The 15,824-nt window shown below is 70.0% G+C and carries 13 protein-coding genes and 1 pseudogene; 8 read left to right on the top strand and 6 right to left on the bottom strand.

Annotated features, from left to right (window positions below):
- The first annotated feature begins 105 nt into the window (after window positions 1-105).
- The 4 genes and pseudogenes from ACX114_RS35435 to ACX114_RS35450 all read left to right on the top strand — a co-directional run bounded on the left by ACX114_RS35435 (window position 106) and on the right by ACX114_RS35450 (window position 4,442).
- Complete coding sequence (locus ACX114_RS35435) at window positions 106-2,565, top strand: BamA/TamA family outer membrane protein (RefSeq protein WP_459291759.1); 2,460 nt, start codon at window positions 106-108, stop codon at window positions 2,563-2,565.
- Window positions 2,566-2,568: 3 nt separating this feature from the next.
- Window positions 2,569-3,162 carry a hypothetical protein gene (locus ACX114_RS35440; protein WP_459291760.1) on the top strand — a complete coding sequence of 198 codons (594 nt, stop codon included), beginning with the start codon at window positions 2,569-2,571 and terminating at the stop codon, window positions 3,160-3,162.
- Window positions 3,163-3,284: 122 nt separating this feature from the next.
- Window positions 3,285-3,809, top strand: a pseudogene (locus ACX114_RS35445) (DUF1016 N-terminal domain-containing protein); the annotation flags it as partial.
- A gap of 3 nt (window positions 3,810-3,812) precedes the next feature.
- The gene (locus ACX114_RS35450; protein ID WP_459300357.1) at window positions 3,813-4,442 is read left to right on the top strand and encodes a PDDEXK nuclease domain-containing protein; all 630 of its coding nucleotides are present in this window, start codon (window positions 3,813-3,815) and stop codon (window positions 4,440-4,442) included.
- A 43-nt stretch (window positions 4,443-4,485) separates the two neighbouring features.
- Here the strand turns inward: ACX114_RS35450 and ACX114_RS35455 are convergent, their stop codons facing one another.
- From ACX114_RS35455 to ACX114_RS35465, 3 genes are all read right to left on the bottom strand, one after another.
- Window positions 4,486-5,406 (bottom strand): methyltransferase, encoded by a 921-nt coding sequence (locus tag ACX114_RS35455; RefSeq protein WP_459291761.1) that lies wholly within the window; start codon window positions 5,404-5,406, stop codon window positions 4,486-4,488.
- A gap of 129 nt (window positions 5,407-5,535) precedes the next feature.
- Window positions 5,536-6,159, bottom strand: coding sequence for an NUDIX hydrolase (locus ACX114_RS35460; RefSeq protein WP_459291762.1), 624 nt, complete (start codon window positions 6,157-6,159; stop codon window positions 5,536-5,538).
- A gap of 14 nt (window positions 6,160-6,173) precedes the next feature.
- Window positions 6,174-7,067 carry an undecaprenyl-diphosphate phosphatase gene (locus tag ACX114_RS35465; RefSeq protein WP_459291763.1) on the bottom strand — a complete coding sequence of 298 codons (894 nt, stop codon included), beginning with the start codon at window positions 7,065-7,067 and terminating at the stop codon, window positions 6,174-6,176.
- Window positions 7,068-7,193: 126 nt separating this feature from the next.
- Between ACX114_RS35465 and ACX114_RS35470 the strand changes: the two genes are divergently transcribed.
- Window positions 7,194-7,667 (top strand): YchJ family protein, encoded by a 474-nt coding sequence (locus ACX114_RS35470; protein ID WP_459291764.1) that lies wholly within the window; start codon window positions 7,194-7,196, stop codon window positions 7,665-7,667.
- Between the two features lie 194 nt (window positions 7,668-7,861).
- On the opposite strand, the gene ACX114_RS35475 is transcribed toward ACX114_RS35470, so the two are convergent.
- Together ACX114_RS35475 and ACX114_RS35480 are read right to left on the bottom strand one after the other, a co-directional pair.
- A complete protein-coding gene (locus ACX114_RS35475) occupies window positions 7,862-8,269 on the bottom strand; it encodes a type II secretion system protein GspG (RefSeq protein WP_459291765.1) in 408 nt (135 codons plus the stop codon).
- Between the two features lie 107 nt (window positions 8,270-8,376).
- Window positions 8,377-8,778 (bottom strand): type II secretion system protein GspG, encoded by a 402-nt coding sequence (locus tag ACX114_RS35480; protein ID WP_459291766.1) that lies wholly within the window; start codon window positions 8,776-8,778, stop codon window positions 8,377-8,379.
- 283 nt (window positions 8,779-9,061) lie between these two features.
- On the opposite strand from ACX114_RS35480, the gene ACX114_RS35485 reads away from it, so the two are divergent.
- The 3 genes from ACX114_RS35485 (at window position 9,062) to ACX114_RS35495 (ending at window position 13,759) form a co-directional block, all read left to right on the top strand.
- Window positions 9,062-10,855 carry an RCC1 domain-containing protein gene (locus ACX114_RS35485; RefSeq protein WP_459300359.1) on the top strand — a complete coding sequence of 598 codons (1,794 nt, stop codon included), beginning with the start codon at window positions 9,062-9,064 and terminating at the stop codon, window positions 10,853-10,855.
- Complete coding sequence (locus tag ACX114_RS35490; protein WP_459291767.1) at window positions 10,852-12,252, top strand: RCC1 domain-containing protein; 1,401 nt, start codon at window positions 10,852-10,854, stop codon at window positions 12,250-12,252. The genes ACX114_RS35485 and ACX114_RS35490 overlap by 4 nt, the downstream gene beginning before the upstream one ends.
- A 97-nt stretch (window positions 12,253-12,349) precedes the next feature.
- On the top strand, window positions 12,350-13,759 hold the full coding sequence (locus tag ACX114_RS35495) for a di-heme oxidoreductase family protein (RefSeq protein WP_459291768.1): 1,410 nt from the start codon (window positions 12,350-12,352) through the stop codon (window positions 13,757-13,759).
- 756 nt (window positions 13,760-14,515) lie between these two features.
- Here ACX114_RS35495 and ACX114_RS35500 read toward each other — a convergent pair.
- Window positions 14,516-15,766 carry a glycosyltransferase gene (locus tag ACX114_RS35500; RefSeq protein ID WP_459291769.1) on the bottom strand — a complete coding sequence of 417 codons (1,251 nt, stop codon included), beginning with the start codon at window positions 15,764-15,766 and terminating at the stop codon, window positions 14,516-14,518.
- Between the last annotated feature and the right edge of the window lie 58 nt (window positions 15,767-15,824).

The following is a 15,824-nucleotide window of genomic DNA, read 5'->3' on the forward strand; positions in this document are numbered from 1 at the left end:
CGGCCACAACCGCCCGACACATCCGGATGTGTCCATGACATCCGCCCGTCTGCTCGCCCTCCGTCGTTCCGGGCACTTGCCGCGAGGCCCCGCCTGGAACGGAGCATGCTCCTGCCGCCCTCCATGAACCGTCTCGCACTGGCGCTCTGTTTCGTCTCGCTCGCGGCCCTGGGCCAACCCGCACCGGATGCCGACACCTCCGGCGCATCCGCCGGGGTCCCCGCCTCCCATCCCGCACCGGATGCCGGCGACTCCTCCGCGCCTTCGGTCAGCAACGCGGCCCGCCCCGCACAAGAGGGCAACACTTCCGACCCTTCGGCCGCCATCCACACGGCGCCTGAGCCATCGGAGAACTCCAGCGAATCAACATGCCCGGAGAGCTTCAGCGAGGACGATGGCGACCTCTCGGACTCCACGGTGCTCGGAGCCATGCAGGTCGAGGTGGACGGCCGGGGACTCACGCCCACGGGCCTGGAGTTTCGCGGGCTCCAGCGGCTCACGGAGGCGCAGGTCCGCAATCTCGTGGGCGCACCGCCCGCGGACGCATCGCGTCCCCTGACGGCCTCGCAGGTGCAGACCCTGCTGCATCGCCTGGCGCGCACCGGCCTCTTCGCTCGCGTGGAGCCCCGCGTTCGCGTCAGTGACCAGGGCCCGGCCCTGCTCGAAGTGACGTTGCAGGAGAACCCCACGCTCACGTCGGTGGAGTTCGCAGGCCTTCAGGACCTCCGGCCCGACGAGCTGTGGGGAGCGCTGTTCGAGCGTTCCTCCGACTCGGACGAGGACGAGGACGAGGACGAGGACGAGGTCACCACGCTGCGCGTCCACACGCGCCACGGGAAACTGAAGGTCGTCAGCCCGTGCCCACCGCCGCGCCCGCCCCGGGCGTGGCTGGCGCGACGGGAGGACGGAGCGTTCCGCCCCGGCATCATGCTGGGAGGCCTGGACGCCGCGCTCGACCGCGTCCTCACGACGCTGCGCGAGGGCGACGGCTACCTGCTCGCGACGGTGTCCGCGACGCTGTCCCCTGAAGGCCGGCTGGTCGTGACGGTGGACGAAGGCCAGTTGGAGTCCGTGGAGGTGCGCGGCGTGGACGACGTGATGGCCACGCGCGTGCGCGAAGCCCTGGGCCTGGAGCCCGGCGACGTCTTCCTCCGCAGTGATGCCCGCCGCGCCATGGAGCGCATGGAGTCCCGGCTGCCCTTCCTGCGCGCGGTGGACAGCGAGGACCTCCAGGACGAACGCACGAGCGTGCGCATCGTCGAGGAGCGTGAGGCCGACGGCACGCGGACCTACCGCACGCGGGAGGAGCCCCGCCGCAAGTCGCGGCGCCACGAGCGCGTGGAGTTCGAGCTGGGCTGGGACCGGATGTTCGACGGCTGGCGCGACGCCGGGAGCGACGGCCTCACGCTGGAGGGCAAGCGGCTGATCGTGCATGTGCGCCCGCGTCCTCCGGACCTGGACGTGGACCTGCTGCCCGTGCACACGCAGGTGACGGGCTTCGCTCCGGGGCTCAAGGCGAGCCTGCGCATCTTCGACTCCCGGGACCGCGTGCACACGACGCTGGAGGGAGCCTTCTTCATCCCGCTGCGGCTGGGCGGACAGCGCATCCCGGATGATCCGGAAGGCACGCGCCAGCAGCGCCACGTCAACCTGCTGGGCGGCGCCAAGGTGCAGTTGCCCGCGCTGGGCATCGAGGAGCTCGGCGCGCAGGTGCACGACTTCATCGACACGCTGGACCGCTGGCGGTTGGGGGACTTCGACTCGTACTTCTACTCGTTCCTCATCAACCGGCCGGACCGGGACTACTTCCGCCGTCAGGGCTTCACGGCCTTCGCCACCTGGCGCTGGGCGGACTCGTGGCTCGCGGGCGTGGAGGTGCGCGGTGACACGGCGAGCTCGCTCCAGTCCTTCACGCCGCCGCTCAGCCTCTTCCGGAACGACGACCCGCCGTTCCCGAACGCGCCGGTGAACGAGGGGCGCTTCCGCTCAGCGGTGGTGCGGCTGGAGTACAGCGAAACCGCGGAGCGCGACACGCGCGTGGGCTCGCTCTTCCGCACGCCGGAGACGTCCCTCTTCAAGCATCACGAGAGCTGGAGGCGCGAGTCCAGGCTGCGCGGCTTCGTGACGCTGGAGGTGGGCGAGGGCCCGGGCGCGGACGGCGCGGATGCGCGCTTCTGGAAGCTGGTGGGCGACGTGGCCCTGGACCTGCCCATGAAGTGGGACACCCGACTGAACCTGCGCCTGCGGGCCGCGACGGGCCACGACCTGCCGCTGCAGAAGCAGGAGGCGCTGGGAGGCTGGAGCGCGCTGCGAGGCTTCGGCTTCAAGGAGTTCCGGGGCGGAGACAGCTCGGTGCTCGCGAGCGCCGAGTACCGCTGGGACTGCCTGGGCGTCTTCGCGGACCTGGGTTCGGTGCACGCCGCGAGCGCGTGGTCGGACGCGAAGTTGAGCCTGGGAGGCAGCCTCCACCTCGGTGACACCCTGCGCTTCGAGGCCGCCTGGCGCATCGACGAAAAGGCCCGGCTGGAGCCCGAGGCGCGCCTGCTGTTCAACCGGACCTTCTGAGCCATGGGAAGGCACGCCACAAAGCGCAGGCAAGGCGCGGCGCTCGTCGTCGCGGCGGGCCTGCTCTCGTCCGGAGCGCACGCAGAAGAGGCGTCCGCCGCCTGCACCGCGACGCTCTCCGGAAAGCGCGTGATGGTCCGGCCGGAGGCACGCGCCTTCATCTCGCCAGAGCTGGACCGGCTGGTGCGGCTGGGCCTCGCGGGAAAGCTGGAGGTGGAGCTGACGCTCTGGAAGCGCCGCGCCTTCTGGTTCGACGCGCACCTGGACAGCGCGCGGGTCACCCAGGTGCTCGCCTTCACCCGCGACGGCTACCGGCTGGACGGACGCGAGCTGACAGGAGGCGTGGGCACGCTGGAGTTGGAGCGCGTGGCCTGGACGCTGGACGCGAAGCCCGGAGCGGACGAGCACTTCGTCGTGCAGGTGGAGGTGCGGCTCCAGGTCGTGACAGCCGCGAGCCTGGGCCGCATGGCGCGCTGGCTCACCCAGGGTGAGGCCTCGTCCTCCGGAACACCCGTCCTGGGGAGCCTGCTGCGCTCCGTGGCGGAAGACCTCGCGAGACAGGCCACCGGCCGCTGCGACGTGAGCCGCCAGCCCTGAATCAGAACGCCATCATTCCCGGTTCAGCGCTCTTGCAGTACCGTCATCCATCGAGTCGTGTGCTCACGGAGCAAAGAGACGCATCCGTTTCAAATGCTCAGTGCGGACGGCGACCGCTCGCCATGACCTTGCGCACGAAGACCCGGCGCCTCCAGCGCACGAGCACGAAGCCCACGAAGAAGGCTCCGGCCAGAACGCCTGTCTCCTTCATCCGCCCCCCTTCGGGTTACGCCACATGGCTCGCCGACGTGAAGGCGCGCATCCACGCGGCCCAGCAACGTGCGGCCCTCGCGGTGAACCGCGAACTGCTCGTTCTCTACTGGCGGATTGGTCGCGACATCCTCGTGCGGCAGCGGCGAGCGGGCTGGGGAACAGGCATCGTGGAGCGCGTCTCCGCGGATCTGCGCGCCGCCTTTCCCGAGATGAAGGGATTCTCCCGCGCGAACCTGATGTACATGTGAGCCTTCGCGGAGGCTTGGCCGGACGAGGCCGCAATCGTCCAACAGCCTGTTGGACAATTGCCCTGGGGCCACAACCTCGTACTGCTCACCAAGCTCAAGACGACGCAGGCACGCCTTGCATACGCGGCACGTGCCATCGAGCATTGCTGGTCACGCGCGGTCCTCACACTCCACATCGAACAACGCACAGTGGAGCGAGAGGGCAAGGCCGTCACCAACTTCGCGGAGCGGCTGCCCGAACCCAAATCGGACCTGGCGCGCGAGAGCCTGAAGGATCCGTACCGCTTCGACTTCCTCACGCTTGGCGCCGATGCCAATGAGCGTGAGATCGAGGATGCCCTCGTCACGCACATCTCGCGCTTCTTGCTCGAGCTTGGCGCAGGCTTCGCGTACGTCGGTCGCCAGGTCCATCTTGAAATCGATGGCCGGGACTTCTACCTCGACCTGCTCTTCTACCACCTGAGACTCCGCTGCTATGTCGTCGTCGAACTCAAAGCAGGCGAGTTCGAACCCGAGCACGCGGGGAAGCTCAACTTCTACTTGAGCGCCGTCGACGCGAAGATGCGCGGTGAGCACGACGGGCCCAGCATCGGCCTCCTCCTCTGCAAGACCAAGAGCCGCGTCATTGCCGAGTACGCCTTGCGTGACACGAACAAGCCGATGGGCGTGGCTGAATACCGGCTCGTGCAAGCGCTGCCGGTACGCCTCGAAAGCAGCCTCCCGAGTATCGAACAACTCGAGTCCGAGCTTGGAGAGTCACCCGAACCCGAGATTCGTCGAGGGAAGCAACCACGCCCTCCGAAGGGGCGGAAGTCATGAGCGCACGGACCGTGCCAGCCTCATGGAGGCGTGAGGCTCCGGGTCAGCCCCGCCGTGCCACCAGCGCCACCAGTGCGATGCGTTCCACGCCCGCGTACGGCTCCTTCTCCAGTTCCTCGCCGAACACGTCCGGGTCCAGTTCCTCGTAGCGCACCTCCGCGAGCGGCGCGCCCCGCCACACCGGCTCCAGCGCGGTGCGCAGCAGGTCCTCGCCGTCCACCACCGGCGCTCCCGTGTAGAGCACCAGCGTGCCGCCCGGCTCCAGGCGCTCCACGCTCTCACGCACGATGCGCACCGACAGCTCCGTGCCGTGCGTGCCGCCGCCATCCCGGTACGTGCGCTTGTCCGTGTCCGCCAGGTACGGCGGGTTCGCCATGATGAGGTCGAACCGGCCAGACACGTCCCGCAGCAGGTCCGAGTGCACCGCCTGGACCGCGTGCGCGCCGTTCAACCTCGCGTTCACCCGCGAGTACTCCAGCGCCAACGGGTTCAGGTCCGCGAGCACCACCTGCGCGCTTCGCGTCGCCACCGACAGGCCACCGGCTCCGGTGCCGCACCCCAGGTCCACCGCGCGCCGGAAACTGCCCGGCACCCGCTGGAGCAATGCGCAGAACCGGTAGGTGTCCGGCCCGAAGAACACCGCGTCCTGCTCCGACGTGGGCCACGCCGAATGGACGTACAGCCCCGCGCCCAGACTGGAGAACCGCACCCGGCTCCGGTGCGTCCCGTCCTTGCAGTCCACCAGCGCGCCCGCCTCCTCCAGCAGCGCCACCATCCGAGGCTCCAGCACGCCCGGTCCGAAAGGCCGGCTCCACCCGAACACGTCACGGACCGAGTGGGCCACCTTCGCCCCCGGCCGTGCGTTCACCCGCCGGTGCGTCTCCGGAGTCACCGTCGTGAAGGCATACCCCCTGGCGCGCAGGGCCTCTCCCAGCGCCACCAGCGCGGCCTCCCTCACCTCCATGCCCCCGGCCCCATTGCCACCGTCCACATCGCGCCCTTTCGAAGGGTTTCCCCTTCAACGTGGGACCGGCCCGCCAGGGCGACAAGGCGCCTTTGCGCCAGGGCCGCCCGTCAGCACGAACCTCGAGGCTCAACGGCCAGCAGGCAGGGGAGCGTCCAGCAGGTCCTGGATGCCCGGCACCTCCACCACGAACTGCAGGAAGTTGCGCAGGATGCGCCCCGTGGCGCCCCAGATGACGTGCTCGCCGTGCGTGTAGAAGTGCACGTCGTGCTCCATCCCCTCCCAGATGTGCCGCTCCACCCGGAGGATGGCGGGGTCCAGCAGGCGCACCAGCGGCACCTCCAGCACCAGGTCCACCTCCACCGGATTGGGCACGTACCTCCCATCCCCCGGGATGACGCCCACGTAGGGACGGATGCGGTACGCGGACGTGGTGGGCGTCTCGTCGAGCAGGCCCAGCACGCGCACGTGCGCGCGAGCGATGCCCAGCTCCTCCTCCGTCTCGCGCAGCGCGGTCTCCAGCGGCGTGACGTCCCGCGCCTCCTGGCCTCCGCCCGGGAAGGCGTACTGCCCCGCGTGCGTGCGCAGGGTGGCGGGCCGCCGCGTGAAGACCATGTGGGGCACGCCGTCCCGCTCGAAGAGGGGCACCAGCACCGCGGCCTCTCGCAGCGCCCGGCCCTTCCACTCGAACGTCCGCGCCGGCCTCGCCGTCAGCCGCGTCTCCAGCGCATCGAACAGGGCCTGCACGCGCACGACCTCCCCCTTCCTCAGTCCGTGATCTGCTTCTCCACCGGCGGCTTCGTCGGAGCCTCCGGCGTCGACAGGTTCTCCACGCCGGACATCGGCTTGAGGATGTTCGCCTGCAACAGCCCCAAGAGCAGCACTCCCAGCGCGATGCGGTACACCACGAACACCAGGGTGGTGCGCCGCTTCAGGAAGCTCAACAGCCACGCGATGGCGGCCATGCCCGACAGGAAGGCCACCAGCGTCCCCACCACCAGTGCTGGCGTCGACGGACGCTGCGTGGCCTCCAGCAGGTGCTTCAACTCGAAGATGCCCGCCAGCGTCGTCGCAGGGATGGACAACAGGAACGAGTAGCGCGCCGCGTCCTCGCGCTTGAGCCCCAGCGACAGGCCGCCCGTGAGCGTCGTGCCGGAGCGGGACGAGCCCGGCACCAGCGCCAGCGCCTGCCACAGGCCGATGAGGATGCCGTCCTTCCACGTCATGTCCGCCACGGTGCGCTGGTGCGACGCGCGCTTCTCCACGACGAACAGCACGATGGCCAGCACGATGAGGCTGCCCGCGATGACGTAGAGCGAGCGGAACTGCGTCTCGATGAGCTTCTTGAACGCCAGCCCGCAGATGCCGATGGGCAGCGTGCCCACGCCCACGAACCACGCGAGCCGCGCCTCCAGCGTGCCGAACGGGTCCCGCTTCACCAGCCCCACGACGAACGCCTTCACCAGCGCGACGATGTCCTTGCGGAAGTAGATGAGCACTGCGGCCACCGTGCCCAGCTGGATGATGGCCGAGTACGCCGCGCCCGGATCCGGCCAGCCGAACAGCTCCGGCGCGATGCGCAGGTGCGCGGTGGAGCTGATGGGCAGGAACTCCGTGAGACCCTGGACCAGACCCAGGACGATGGCTTCGAGCAGGCTCATAGGGGACGTGGCCGCCAGGGATATGCCCTGCCCCCCTGCCCCGCAAGCGCGAAGGTTCCCCACACCGGGGCCCAGGTCCGCCACCCGACCGTCCGGACCGGGAACCCGGGTAGGCTCCACCCCGCCATGCCCCCCGTCCCCCTGTGCCCCTGCTCCTCCGGCCAGCGCTACAAGCAGTGCTGCGCCCCCTTCCACAAAGGCGAGGCGGAAGCCCCGGACGCCGAGCGCCTCATGCGCAGCCGCTACAGCGCCTTCGCCCAGCGCGAGGCCGCATACCTCTGGAAGACGCTCCACCCCGACCACCCGATGAGGACCCGTCCGGAAGCGGACGTCGTGCGCGAGCTGCGCGCCTTCGCCCATGACCACCAGTACCCGGGGCTGGTGGTCATGGGCCACCAGCCTCCGGACGCCACGGGGCTTTCCCGCGTCCTCTTCTTCGCCAAGGTGTTCGAGAAGGGAAGGGACCAGTCCTTCGTGGAGCGCTCGGACTTCCGCCACGACGGCACCGGCTGGCGCTACCTGGACGGCGTCCTCAAGCTGCCGCGCGAGCTGAAGGTGCCCCCCGAGTCCCTCACGCTCGAGACCTTCCCCGCGGACTGAAGGCGCGCCCGCGAAAATCCCCCGTCAGGATTTTCGCGGCGCCTGCGTCCCTGGAGGTGCTGCCCGGCCGGAGAGGCCCTACACGCTCTGGTAAAGCTCCACCACAATGGGGCTCGCGGTTCGAATCCGCTCCTGGCTTCATCAGCCACGACACCCTGGCTTCTCCACTCGGGCAGCACCCTTTCCTCCCTCCGTCACCCTCGGGACCGCGCGTCCCTGTCGAGCGACGAGAGGTCCCGGTCATCCCCGTCACCGCCCGGTGCGCCATCCGCGCCCAGTGACACGATGGCCGGCACGCCCCTGTCCAGCGTGTACACATAGTCATTGCCCCACGGGTCGCGCGGCAGCTCCGGGAGGATGTTCTCCTCCACCAGCACGCGCAGCCCGGAGGTGGTGTCCGGCAGCCGGCCCTTCTTCATCGCGTACAGCTGGAGCCCCTGCCCCATCGAGCCGAAGTCCAGCCCCACGCGCTGCTGCTTCGCCTGGCCGAACTGCCCCATCACCGACACGCCCACGGCCGCCGCGATGAGGCCCAGGATGGTGATGACGACCATGATTTCAATCAGCGTCATGCCGCGCTGACGTCGCTTCTTCGTGTCCATGTCTGTCTTTCCGGCACGCCGACCGGCACGGGCCGCTGTCAGCGTGTCCCTCACGGAAGGCCCCTCTGCCTTCCGGGATGACTGCCATTGCAACCCATGGGCCCACGTCACTCCGCCAGGAGGACGCGAGAGGAGTGGTCCGCGTCCGGGCCTTCGCCGCCCGGGATGCCGTCACGGCCATGGGACAAGATGACCGGCGCGCCCGCCTCCACGCGGTACACATAGTCATGGCCCCAGGGATCCACGGGGAGCCGCTCCAGCAGGCGTTCCTCCACGAGCACGGAGAGCCCCTCCGAGGGTGCCAGCATGTGCCCCGTGCGCTTCTCGTACCGGGTCAACGCCGTCAGGATGTGCCGCATGTCCTGGGCCGTCATCCGGTGCCGCTCCTCTCGCTCCAGGGCCATCATGTACAGCGCCAGCACGGTGTAGCCGAGGAGCGCCAGCATCACGGGGGCCAGCCACAGGCCAGGGGCCCTGAGCCAGGAATCGGGACCAATCCGGAAGGTCATGTCTGTCTTTCTGGCGCGAACGTCATACGCGGCGCGCCACCGTGTCGTGTCACCGCGCGCAACCGGGCGCGCCAAGGAGGCACGCGGCCTCGATGCGCACCCCCGTGCAATCGCCGCACCCATCCCCCCTTGCGCGCGAGGCGCCTGCCGCGATACACGCCCGCTCCGAATCGACTTTGCGAATCAAAATCAACTTAGCCAGCCGGAGCGGAAATCCGTGAACGGCCAGCGAGGCGGGTCCATGCGGGCACACAAGGCGAGGTGGAGTGCGTGGGTGGCGGCGATGCTGCTGCTCGGAGCATGCGGGGATGACGACCCGGCGCCGCAGCCCTCGGGCAACACGGATGCGGGCGTGACCGTGGATGCCGGCACGCAGCCGGACGCGGGCACTCAGGCCGCGGCGCCCACGGTGTCCTTCACCTCGCCCTCGGAGGGTGCCCGGGTGGAGGCGTCCCCGGTGCAGGTGCAGGCGGTGGTGCACGCCGAGGGCGGGCTCGCGGCGCTGACGGCCACGCACAACGGTGGCACCGCCACGGACGTCGCCGTCACGACGGGACAGACGGAGCAGGCGGTGACGGTGCCCGTGGAGCCGGTGGCCGGCGAGAACACGGTCGTCCTGCGCGCGGTGGATGCAGCGGGCCAGGCCACGGAAGCGACGCTGCGCTTCACCTACGTCGCGTCCACCGTCGACATGCAGGCCCCCACGCTGGCGCTCACCAGCCCCACCGAGGGCCAGGACCTCACCGTGTACCAGGTGCGCGTCACGGGCCGGGCCACGGACAACGTCGGAGTCACCAGCCTCACGTGGCGGCTCAACGGCGGCGCGGAGGAGGTCATCACCGTGACGCCGGGCTCGGACGGTGCCTTCGCGTTCACGCTCACACCCGGGCGCGGTGACAACACGCTCGTCCTGCGGGCGCGCGACGAGGCGGGCAACGCCACCGAGCAGCAGGCCCACTTCCGCTTCGGCCGGTGGGTGAGCGGCGGCGGCTCGCACTCGGCGCTGGTGCGCGATGGGAAGGTGTACGTCTGGGGGAACAACAACCTGGGACAGCTGGGCGTGGGCCAGCCCGGGCCGGAGCTGGGGTACTCCCCTTCGCCGCTGCTCCTGACGGGGCTGCCCACGGTGGGCGCGGTGGCGTTCGGCCAGAACAGCTCGCTCGTGGTCGGGACGGACGGCACGGTGTGGACGTGGGGTGACAACAAGAACGCGCAGCTGGGCCTGGGCGTCCCCGGCTCCGAGACGCAGGACACGGCGACGCGCTGGGCTCCGGAGCGCGTGCCTTCGCTGACGAACGCGGTGACGGCGGTCCGGGGCTACACGCACGTGCTGGTGCTCGCGGAGGACCGGACGGTGTGGGCCTTCGGCGCCAACAACGCGGGGCAGTTGGGTGACGGTTCGACGAAGGCCGCTTCCGACGTGCCGGTGAAGGTGGTGGAGCTGACGGACGTCGTCCAGGTGGCCGCCGGCTCCGAGCACTCCGTGGCGCTGCGCGCGGACGGCACGGTGTGGACGTGGGGGCGCAACAGCTCCGGCAACCTGGGCCTGGGCACCCAGGACAGCGACCCGCACGCGCGGCCCGCGCGGGTGCCGGGGCTCACGGATGTGGTGGACATCGCGGCAGGCAAGGACCACACGCTCGCGCTGCGCGCGAATGGCAGCGTCGTCGCGTGGGGTCTGGGCCTGAATGGACAACTGGGCCAGGGGCTGAGCGGCGCGGATGGCACCAGCGCGGTGCCGGTGGCGGTGCTGAATCTCACGAACGCCACGGCGGTGGTGGCCAACGGCACCATCAGCTTCGCGCTCCGCGCGGACGGCACCGTGGTGGGCTGGGGCCAGAACTCCACCGGCTCGCTGGGCACGGGCGACAAGGTGTCGCTCACGTCGCCCTCGACGCCCGTGGTGGGGCTCACGAAGGTGACGACGTTCGGCTCGGGCGCGCTCCACGCGGTGAGCATCCGGAGCGACGGCTCCATCTACGGCTGGGGATGGAACTTCAAGGGCAGCGTGGGCGGAGGCCCCGCCGCGAAGGAGTCGTGGGCGTACTCGGAGCCCATCCAGGTGACGCTGCCGTGAGAAGCACCACGCTCCTGCTGCTGGCGCTGTGCGCGTGCGGCGAGTCCTCCCCGGCGCCCGGGGAGGCCCCCGTCGACACCGAAGCGCCCCTGTTGCGCATCGACACGCCCGCCTCCGGCCAGCGGCTCGTCGTGAGCCGCCTGCGCATCGCGGGGGACGTGGGAGACGCCACGCGGGTCCAGGTGTGGCTGGATGACGGAATCTCCCGGACGCTCTCCGTCGCAGGCTCCACGCTGGCGATGGAGCTGCTCGTGCCGCCGGGCTCGCACGTGCTGCATGTGTCGGCCACGGATGACGCGGGCAACACGGCGACACAGGATGTGCCGTTCTCCTCGGGACCGGAGCTGGGGGCGGACCTCAGCCACACAGGCGTGCTGCGGCAGGGGCGCTTTGCCTCATGGGGCGACAACGGGTCGGGCCAGCGCTGCGACGTGACTCCGGACGAGCGGGCCGTGCCGGCGCTCGCGCTGGAGGACCAGAAGCCCATCGGCACGGTGTCCGCCATGGACACGACCGCGTGGATCGGCTCGGACGGGCGCGCGTGGCTGTGCGGCGCGCTGGCATCGCAGCTCGACGCGGGTGGCATGGTGGCGGGCAGCGCCCACCGGATTGAAGGTGTGAAGGACGTGGTGGGCGTGGCGCTGGGGACGGGGCACGCGTTGCTGCTCGATGCGAGCGGGCAGGTCTGGGCCTTCGGCGTCAACGCGCGCGGACAACTGGGCCTGGGTGAGGAGGGTGACGCGGTGACGGAGCCCACGGCGGTGCCGAACCTTACCGACGTGGTGCAGGTGGTCGCGGGCAGCGAACACTCCGCGGCGCTGCACCGTGACGGCACCGTGTCGGTGTGGGGCTACAACCGGGACGGCGTGCTGGGAACTGGCGAGACGGAGGCACGCGTGCAGGCCGCTCCCGAGCGTGTGCCGCACCTGGAGCAGGTGGAGCAATTGGCCTCGGGGCGCAGCCACCTGCTCGCGCTGCTGAAGGACGGAACGGTACGCGCGTGGGGCACGGGAACTTCGGGACAACTGGGCCACGGTGACGCGGGCTTCGGCGCGGGACGAGCTCAGCCCACGCCGGTGCTGGAGCTCACGGGGGCCACTGCATTGGTCGCCGCGAACAACTCCAGTTGGGCCCTGCGCGGCGATGGCACAGCCTGGGCGTGGGGGCTCAACACCACGGGCCAGCTCGGCGTGGGGGATACGAGTCAGCGAGTGAAACCCGCGCGCGTGGCCACGGATCTGCCCGTCGTGGAGATCGCCGCGGGAGCACAGCACGCGCTCGTCCGCACACGCGAGGACAACGTGCTCATCTGGGGCAGCAACACCCGTGGACAGCTGGGCCTGGGTGAAGGCACGCCGTCGTATGTGTCCACGCCCCGCGCCGTGAACCTGCCGTGACCGTCATGCGCGCAAGGTCACCGTTCCAAGAGCCCACTCCAGCGCGTCCGCCATGACCATGCGTTTCGGAATCGCAGTCTCCACGTGCATCCTCGTCATGACGCTCGCGTCCTGCGGGCAGTCGTCCACTCCGCTTCCGGACGACCCGTCCGTCGAGACACCTGAGGAGATCCCGCTGGAGGTCGCGCCGTTCGACCCGGATGAGACCCGGTCCGGTGGCGCGACCACGGTGTTCCACACGGGTCCCGAAGCCTTCGTGCAGTCCCTCGCCAACATCACGGTGGAGCACCGGTCGCGCTTCCTCCTGGGCGAAGCCAACTTCGAGGTGGACTGGGTCCCCGCACCTTCCAACCAGCGCGACCGTGACGGCCTGGGCCCGCTCTTCCACGCCACCTCGTGCCTCGCCTGCCACGTCGCCAACGGCCGGGGCGCGCCCGTCACCGGCAACACGAAGGCGCCCCCGTCGCTGCTCGTGCGTCTCTCCGTGCCCGGCACCGGTCCGCACGGCGAGCCCCTGCCGGAGCCCACCTACGGTGATCAGTTCCAGCCCCGCGCCATCGACGGTGTCCCCGCCGAAGGCCAGGTGCAGGTGACCTACGCGTCCCTGCCCGCCATGTCCCTCCGAGACGAAGGCAGCGTGACGCTCCAGGCGCCACGCTACGAACTGGTGGACCTGGGCTACGGCCCGCTCGCGCCCGACGTGCGCCTGTCCCCGCGCATCGCGCAGCCCATGGTGGGCCTGGGCCTGCTCGCGGCCATCCCGGACGCGACGTTGCTCGCCTGGGCCGACCCCGACGACCGCGATGGCGACGGCATCCGGGGCCGCCCCAATCGCGTCTGGAGCGCGAAGGAGGGCCGCGAGGTGCTCGGCCGCTTCGGATGGAAGGCCAACCAGCCGGACCTGGAGCATCAGGCCGCGGGCGCGCTCTTGGGCGACATGGGCCTCACCTCCACGCTGTTCCCCCAGCCTCCGTGCACCGCCGCGCAGTCGCAGTGCCTCAAGGGCGACACCGGCGGCGAGCCCGAAGTGGACGCCGCCAACCTCGCGTCCCTCTCCGACTACTCGCACCTCATCGCCGTGCCCGCGCGACGGAACGCGGACCGCGAGGACGTGCGCACAGGCAAGGCTGCGTTCCTGCGCGCGGGCTGCGACCGCTGCCACCGCCCCAGCACCACGACCGGAGAGCTGCCCGGCTTCCCGGAGCTGTCGAACCAACGCATCTGGCCGTACACGGACCTGCTGCTGCACGACCTGGGCGAACCACTCGCGGACGGACGCACCGACCACCAGGCAAGAGGCACCGAGTGGCGCACCCCGCCCCTCTGGGGCCTGGGGCTCACCGCCACCGTGAACGGCCACACACGCCTGCTTCACGACGGCCGCGCGCGCTCCGTGCTGGAGGCCATCCTCTGGCACGGCGGCGAAGCGAAGGCGTCACGCGAAGCCGTGCAGCGCATGTCCCCGAAGGAGCGCGCCGCGCTGCTCACGTTCCTGGACTCGCTCTGACCCGACGTTCGCCGTGACGGTGGCGCGGGGTGGCTCGAAGCATGAGCCCGAGCGCCAGAAGAGGCAGCAGTGCGCCAGGGGATGCCCCACCGGCCGGGCTGGAGGAACATCCGGCGGACTCCGAGGGCGGCCTGGATTGAGGCAAAGGGTCGAAGCGCACGGGGACGCCTGAATCCGGGCTTCCCGCGTCTGCCTCGATGGAGCCCGCGTCTGAAGCAGTCCCCGCGTCCGGAATGCCCCCATCCGCGGGGACTTCACCTGCGACGGTGAAGCTGGACTCGACAGAGCTGGAGGCGCCACCCACGCTGACCGCGACAACGAGCCAGGAATAGACACCCGGAGGCACCGCATCGCTCTCCGCCAGGGTGAAGTGGGTCTCGAGGGTCTCGAAGACTCCGACCTCCGCGCCGCCCTGGCGGATGATCACGGCATATCTCAGCAGCCGACCCTGGGGCTCCGTGGACGCCTCCCACTGAAATGTGACGAGGCCATCCGCAAGGAGCGCATTGGCTTCCGGAGAAACGAGGATGGGCTTTGTGATGAAGTCGGAGGATTGCTTCAGGGCCCACTGCGTGACGGCCTGTGATTCACCGGCGAATGCCAGAGGGGCGGCGGCGGCGGGAAGCGCGGACCCGGCCAGGAAGACAAGCGTACCGATGGCGCAGCGCACCAATGCAGGGGTGGGGGTTGGCATTGTTCCTTGTCCTGGGGGAGGGGGATCGGGCCCGGAGACGTGCCAACCCTCGCGATATTCACTCACGTCGTCAGATGCGGCAGCGGACGCAGGTGGTACCGGGCCTCGAACGCGCTGAAGAGGTCCAGGTACTGCTCCAGGTAGCGCGTGAGCAGGAAGCGGCGGCGCACCGTCTCGTGCGCGTGGTGCCCCAACTGGTGGCGCAGCTTCGGGGTCCGGAGCAACTGCACGATACGCTGGGCGCACTGGTCCACCGAGTCCACCAGGAAGCCGTTGTGCCCGTCCTCAATCTGATGACGGATGCCACCCACGTTCCCTCCGATGACGGGCGTGCCCTTCCACATCGCCTCCGCCACCGTGAGCCCGAAGCCCTCGCGCAGCGACTTCTGCACCACCACCGCCGCGCGGCGCTGGAGCGCGTTCACCAGCGCCGTGTCCTCCTGGCTGAGGACGATGAGCCGCTCGTCCTTGTGCCGCATCACCTGCTCGTAGACCTGCTGCCCCTCCGGGTCGTCCGACGCCATGTTGCCCAGCAGCACCAGCGTGCAGGGCATCTCCTTGCGCGCCAGCCGCCACGCGGCCACCACGCCCTCCGGGTCCTTCCACCGGTCGAAGCGTGACACCTGCACCACCAGCGGCAGGTCCGTGGGGATGTGGTGATGCTGGAGCCGCTCTTCAATCTCCGACTCGGTCATCTCCCGGTTCTTGATGGAGAACGGATCGATGGCCGGCATGAAGAACACCTGCGGGACGGACAGCTCGCGCGCGTACTCCGGGATGCTCAGCACCGTCGCGTCGTACTGCTCCACGAACGGCTTGAGGTACTCCCACAGCGACGGCTCCGGATTCGACAGGTCCACGTGGCAGCGCCAGATCCACGGCCCGCGCTTGCGGCTGTAGCGCACGATGGGCAACGGCTGCGGGTCGTGGATGACGACCCGGTCATGGTCCAGCCGGTTGCGGACCGCGTTCTCGTAGACGACCTCTTCGTAGATGGTCGCCTTCATCGACGTCAGGTGGATGTCCGCGCCCTGCAGCGCGTTGTGCATCTTCTTCGTGATGTTGAAGAAGTCCGGCGGCCCCTGGATGGCCCGCCACTCCGTGACCATGCCCACGCTGTTCATCAGCAGCGTCAGCGGCGACAACAGCTCCGCCACCCCGCCGCCGTAGTACGTGGAGTTGACGTGAGCGACGCGCAGGTCCTGCAGCGGACGCGCCTTCTCCAGGATGCGCTCCACCACCTCCGCGCCCACGTAGCGCTCGTAGTGCTCGACCTGGACGAGGGCGTAGGGGTCTCCGGGATGGTTCGCCATACCCTTGTGTGTATCCGCCCGCCGGCAGGTGCCACCCACGCGCCCCCATCCGCCCGTC

The sequence above is a fragment of the Corallococcus sp. M7 genome (assembly GCF_054512695.1).

Coding starts and splice junctions, on each gene's coding strand:
- ACX114_RS35485 (WP_459300359.1), top strand. CDS start 9,062: ATGCTGCTGCTCGGAGCATGCGGGGATGACGACCCGGCGCCGCAGCCC.
- ACX114_RS35465 (WP_459291763.1), bottom strand. CDS start 7,067: ATGAGCCTGCTCGAAGCCATCGTCCTGGGTCTGGTCCAGGGTCTCACG.
- ACX114_RS35475 (WP_459291765.1), bottom strand. CDS start 8,269: ATGGACACGAAGAAGCGACGTCAGCGCGGCATGACGCTGATTGAAATC.
- ACX114_RS35470 (WP_459291764.1), top strand. CDS start 7,194: ATGCCCCCCGTCCCCCTGTGCCCCTGCTCCTCCGGCCAGCGCTACAAG.
- ACX114_RS35440 (WP_459291760.1), top strand. CDS start 2,569: ATGGGAAGGCACGCCACAAAGCGCAGGCAAGGCGCGGCGCTCGTCGTC.
- ACX114_RS35500 (WP_459291769.1), bottom strand. CDS start 15,766: ATGGCGAACCATCCCGGAGACCCCTACGCCCTCGTCCAGGTCGAGCAC.
- ACX114_RS35480 (WP_459291766.1), bottom strand. CDS start 8,778: ATGACCTTCCGGATTGGTCCCGATTCCTGGCTCAGGGCCCCTGGCCTG.
- ACX114_RS35435 (WP_459291759.1), top strand. CDS start 106: ATGCTCCTGCCGCCCTCCATGAACCGTCTCGCACTGGCGCTCTGTTTC.
- ACX114_RS35495 (WP_459291768.1), top strand. CDS start 12,350: ATGACGCTCGCGTCCTGCGGGCAGTCGTCCACTCCGCTTCCGGACGAC.
- ACX114_RS35455 (WP_459291761.1), bottom strand. CDS start 5,406: ATGGAGGTGAGGGAGGCCGCGCTGGTGGCGCTGGGAGAGGCCCTGCGC.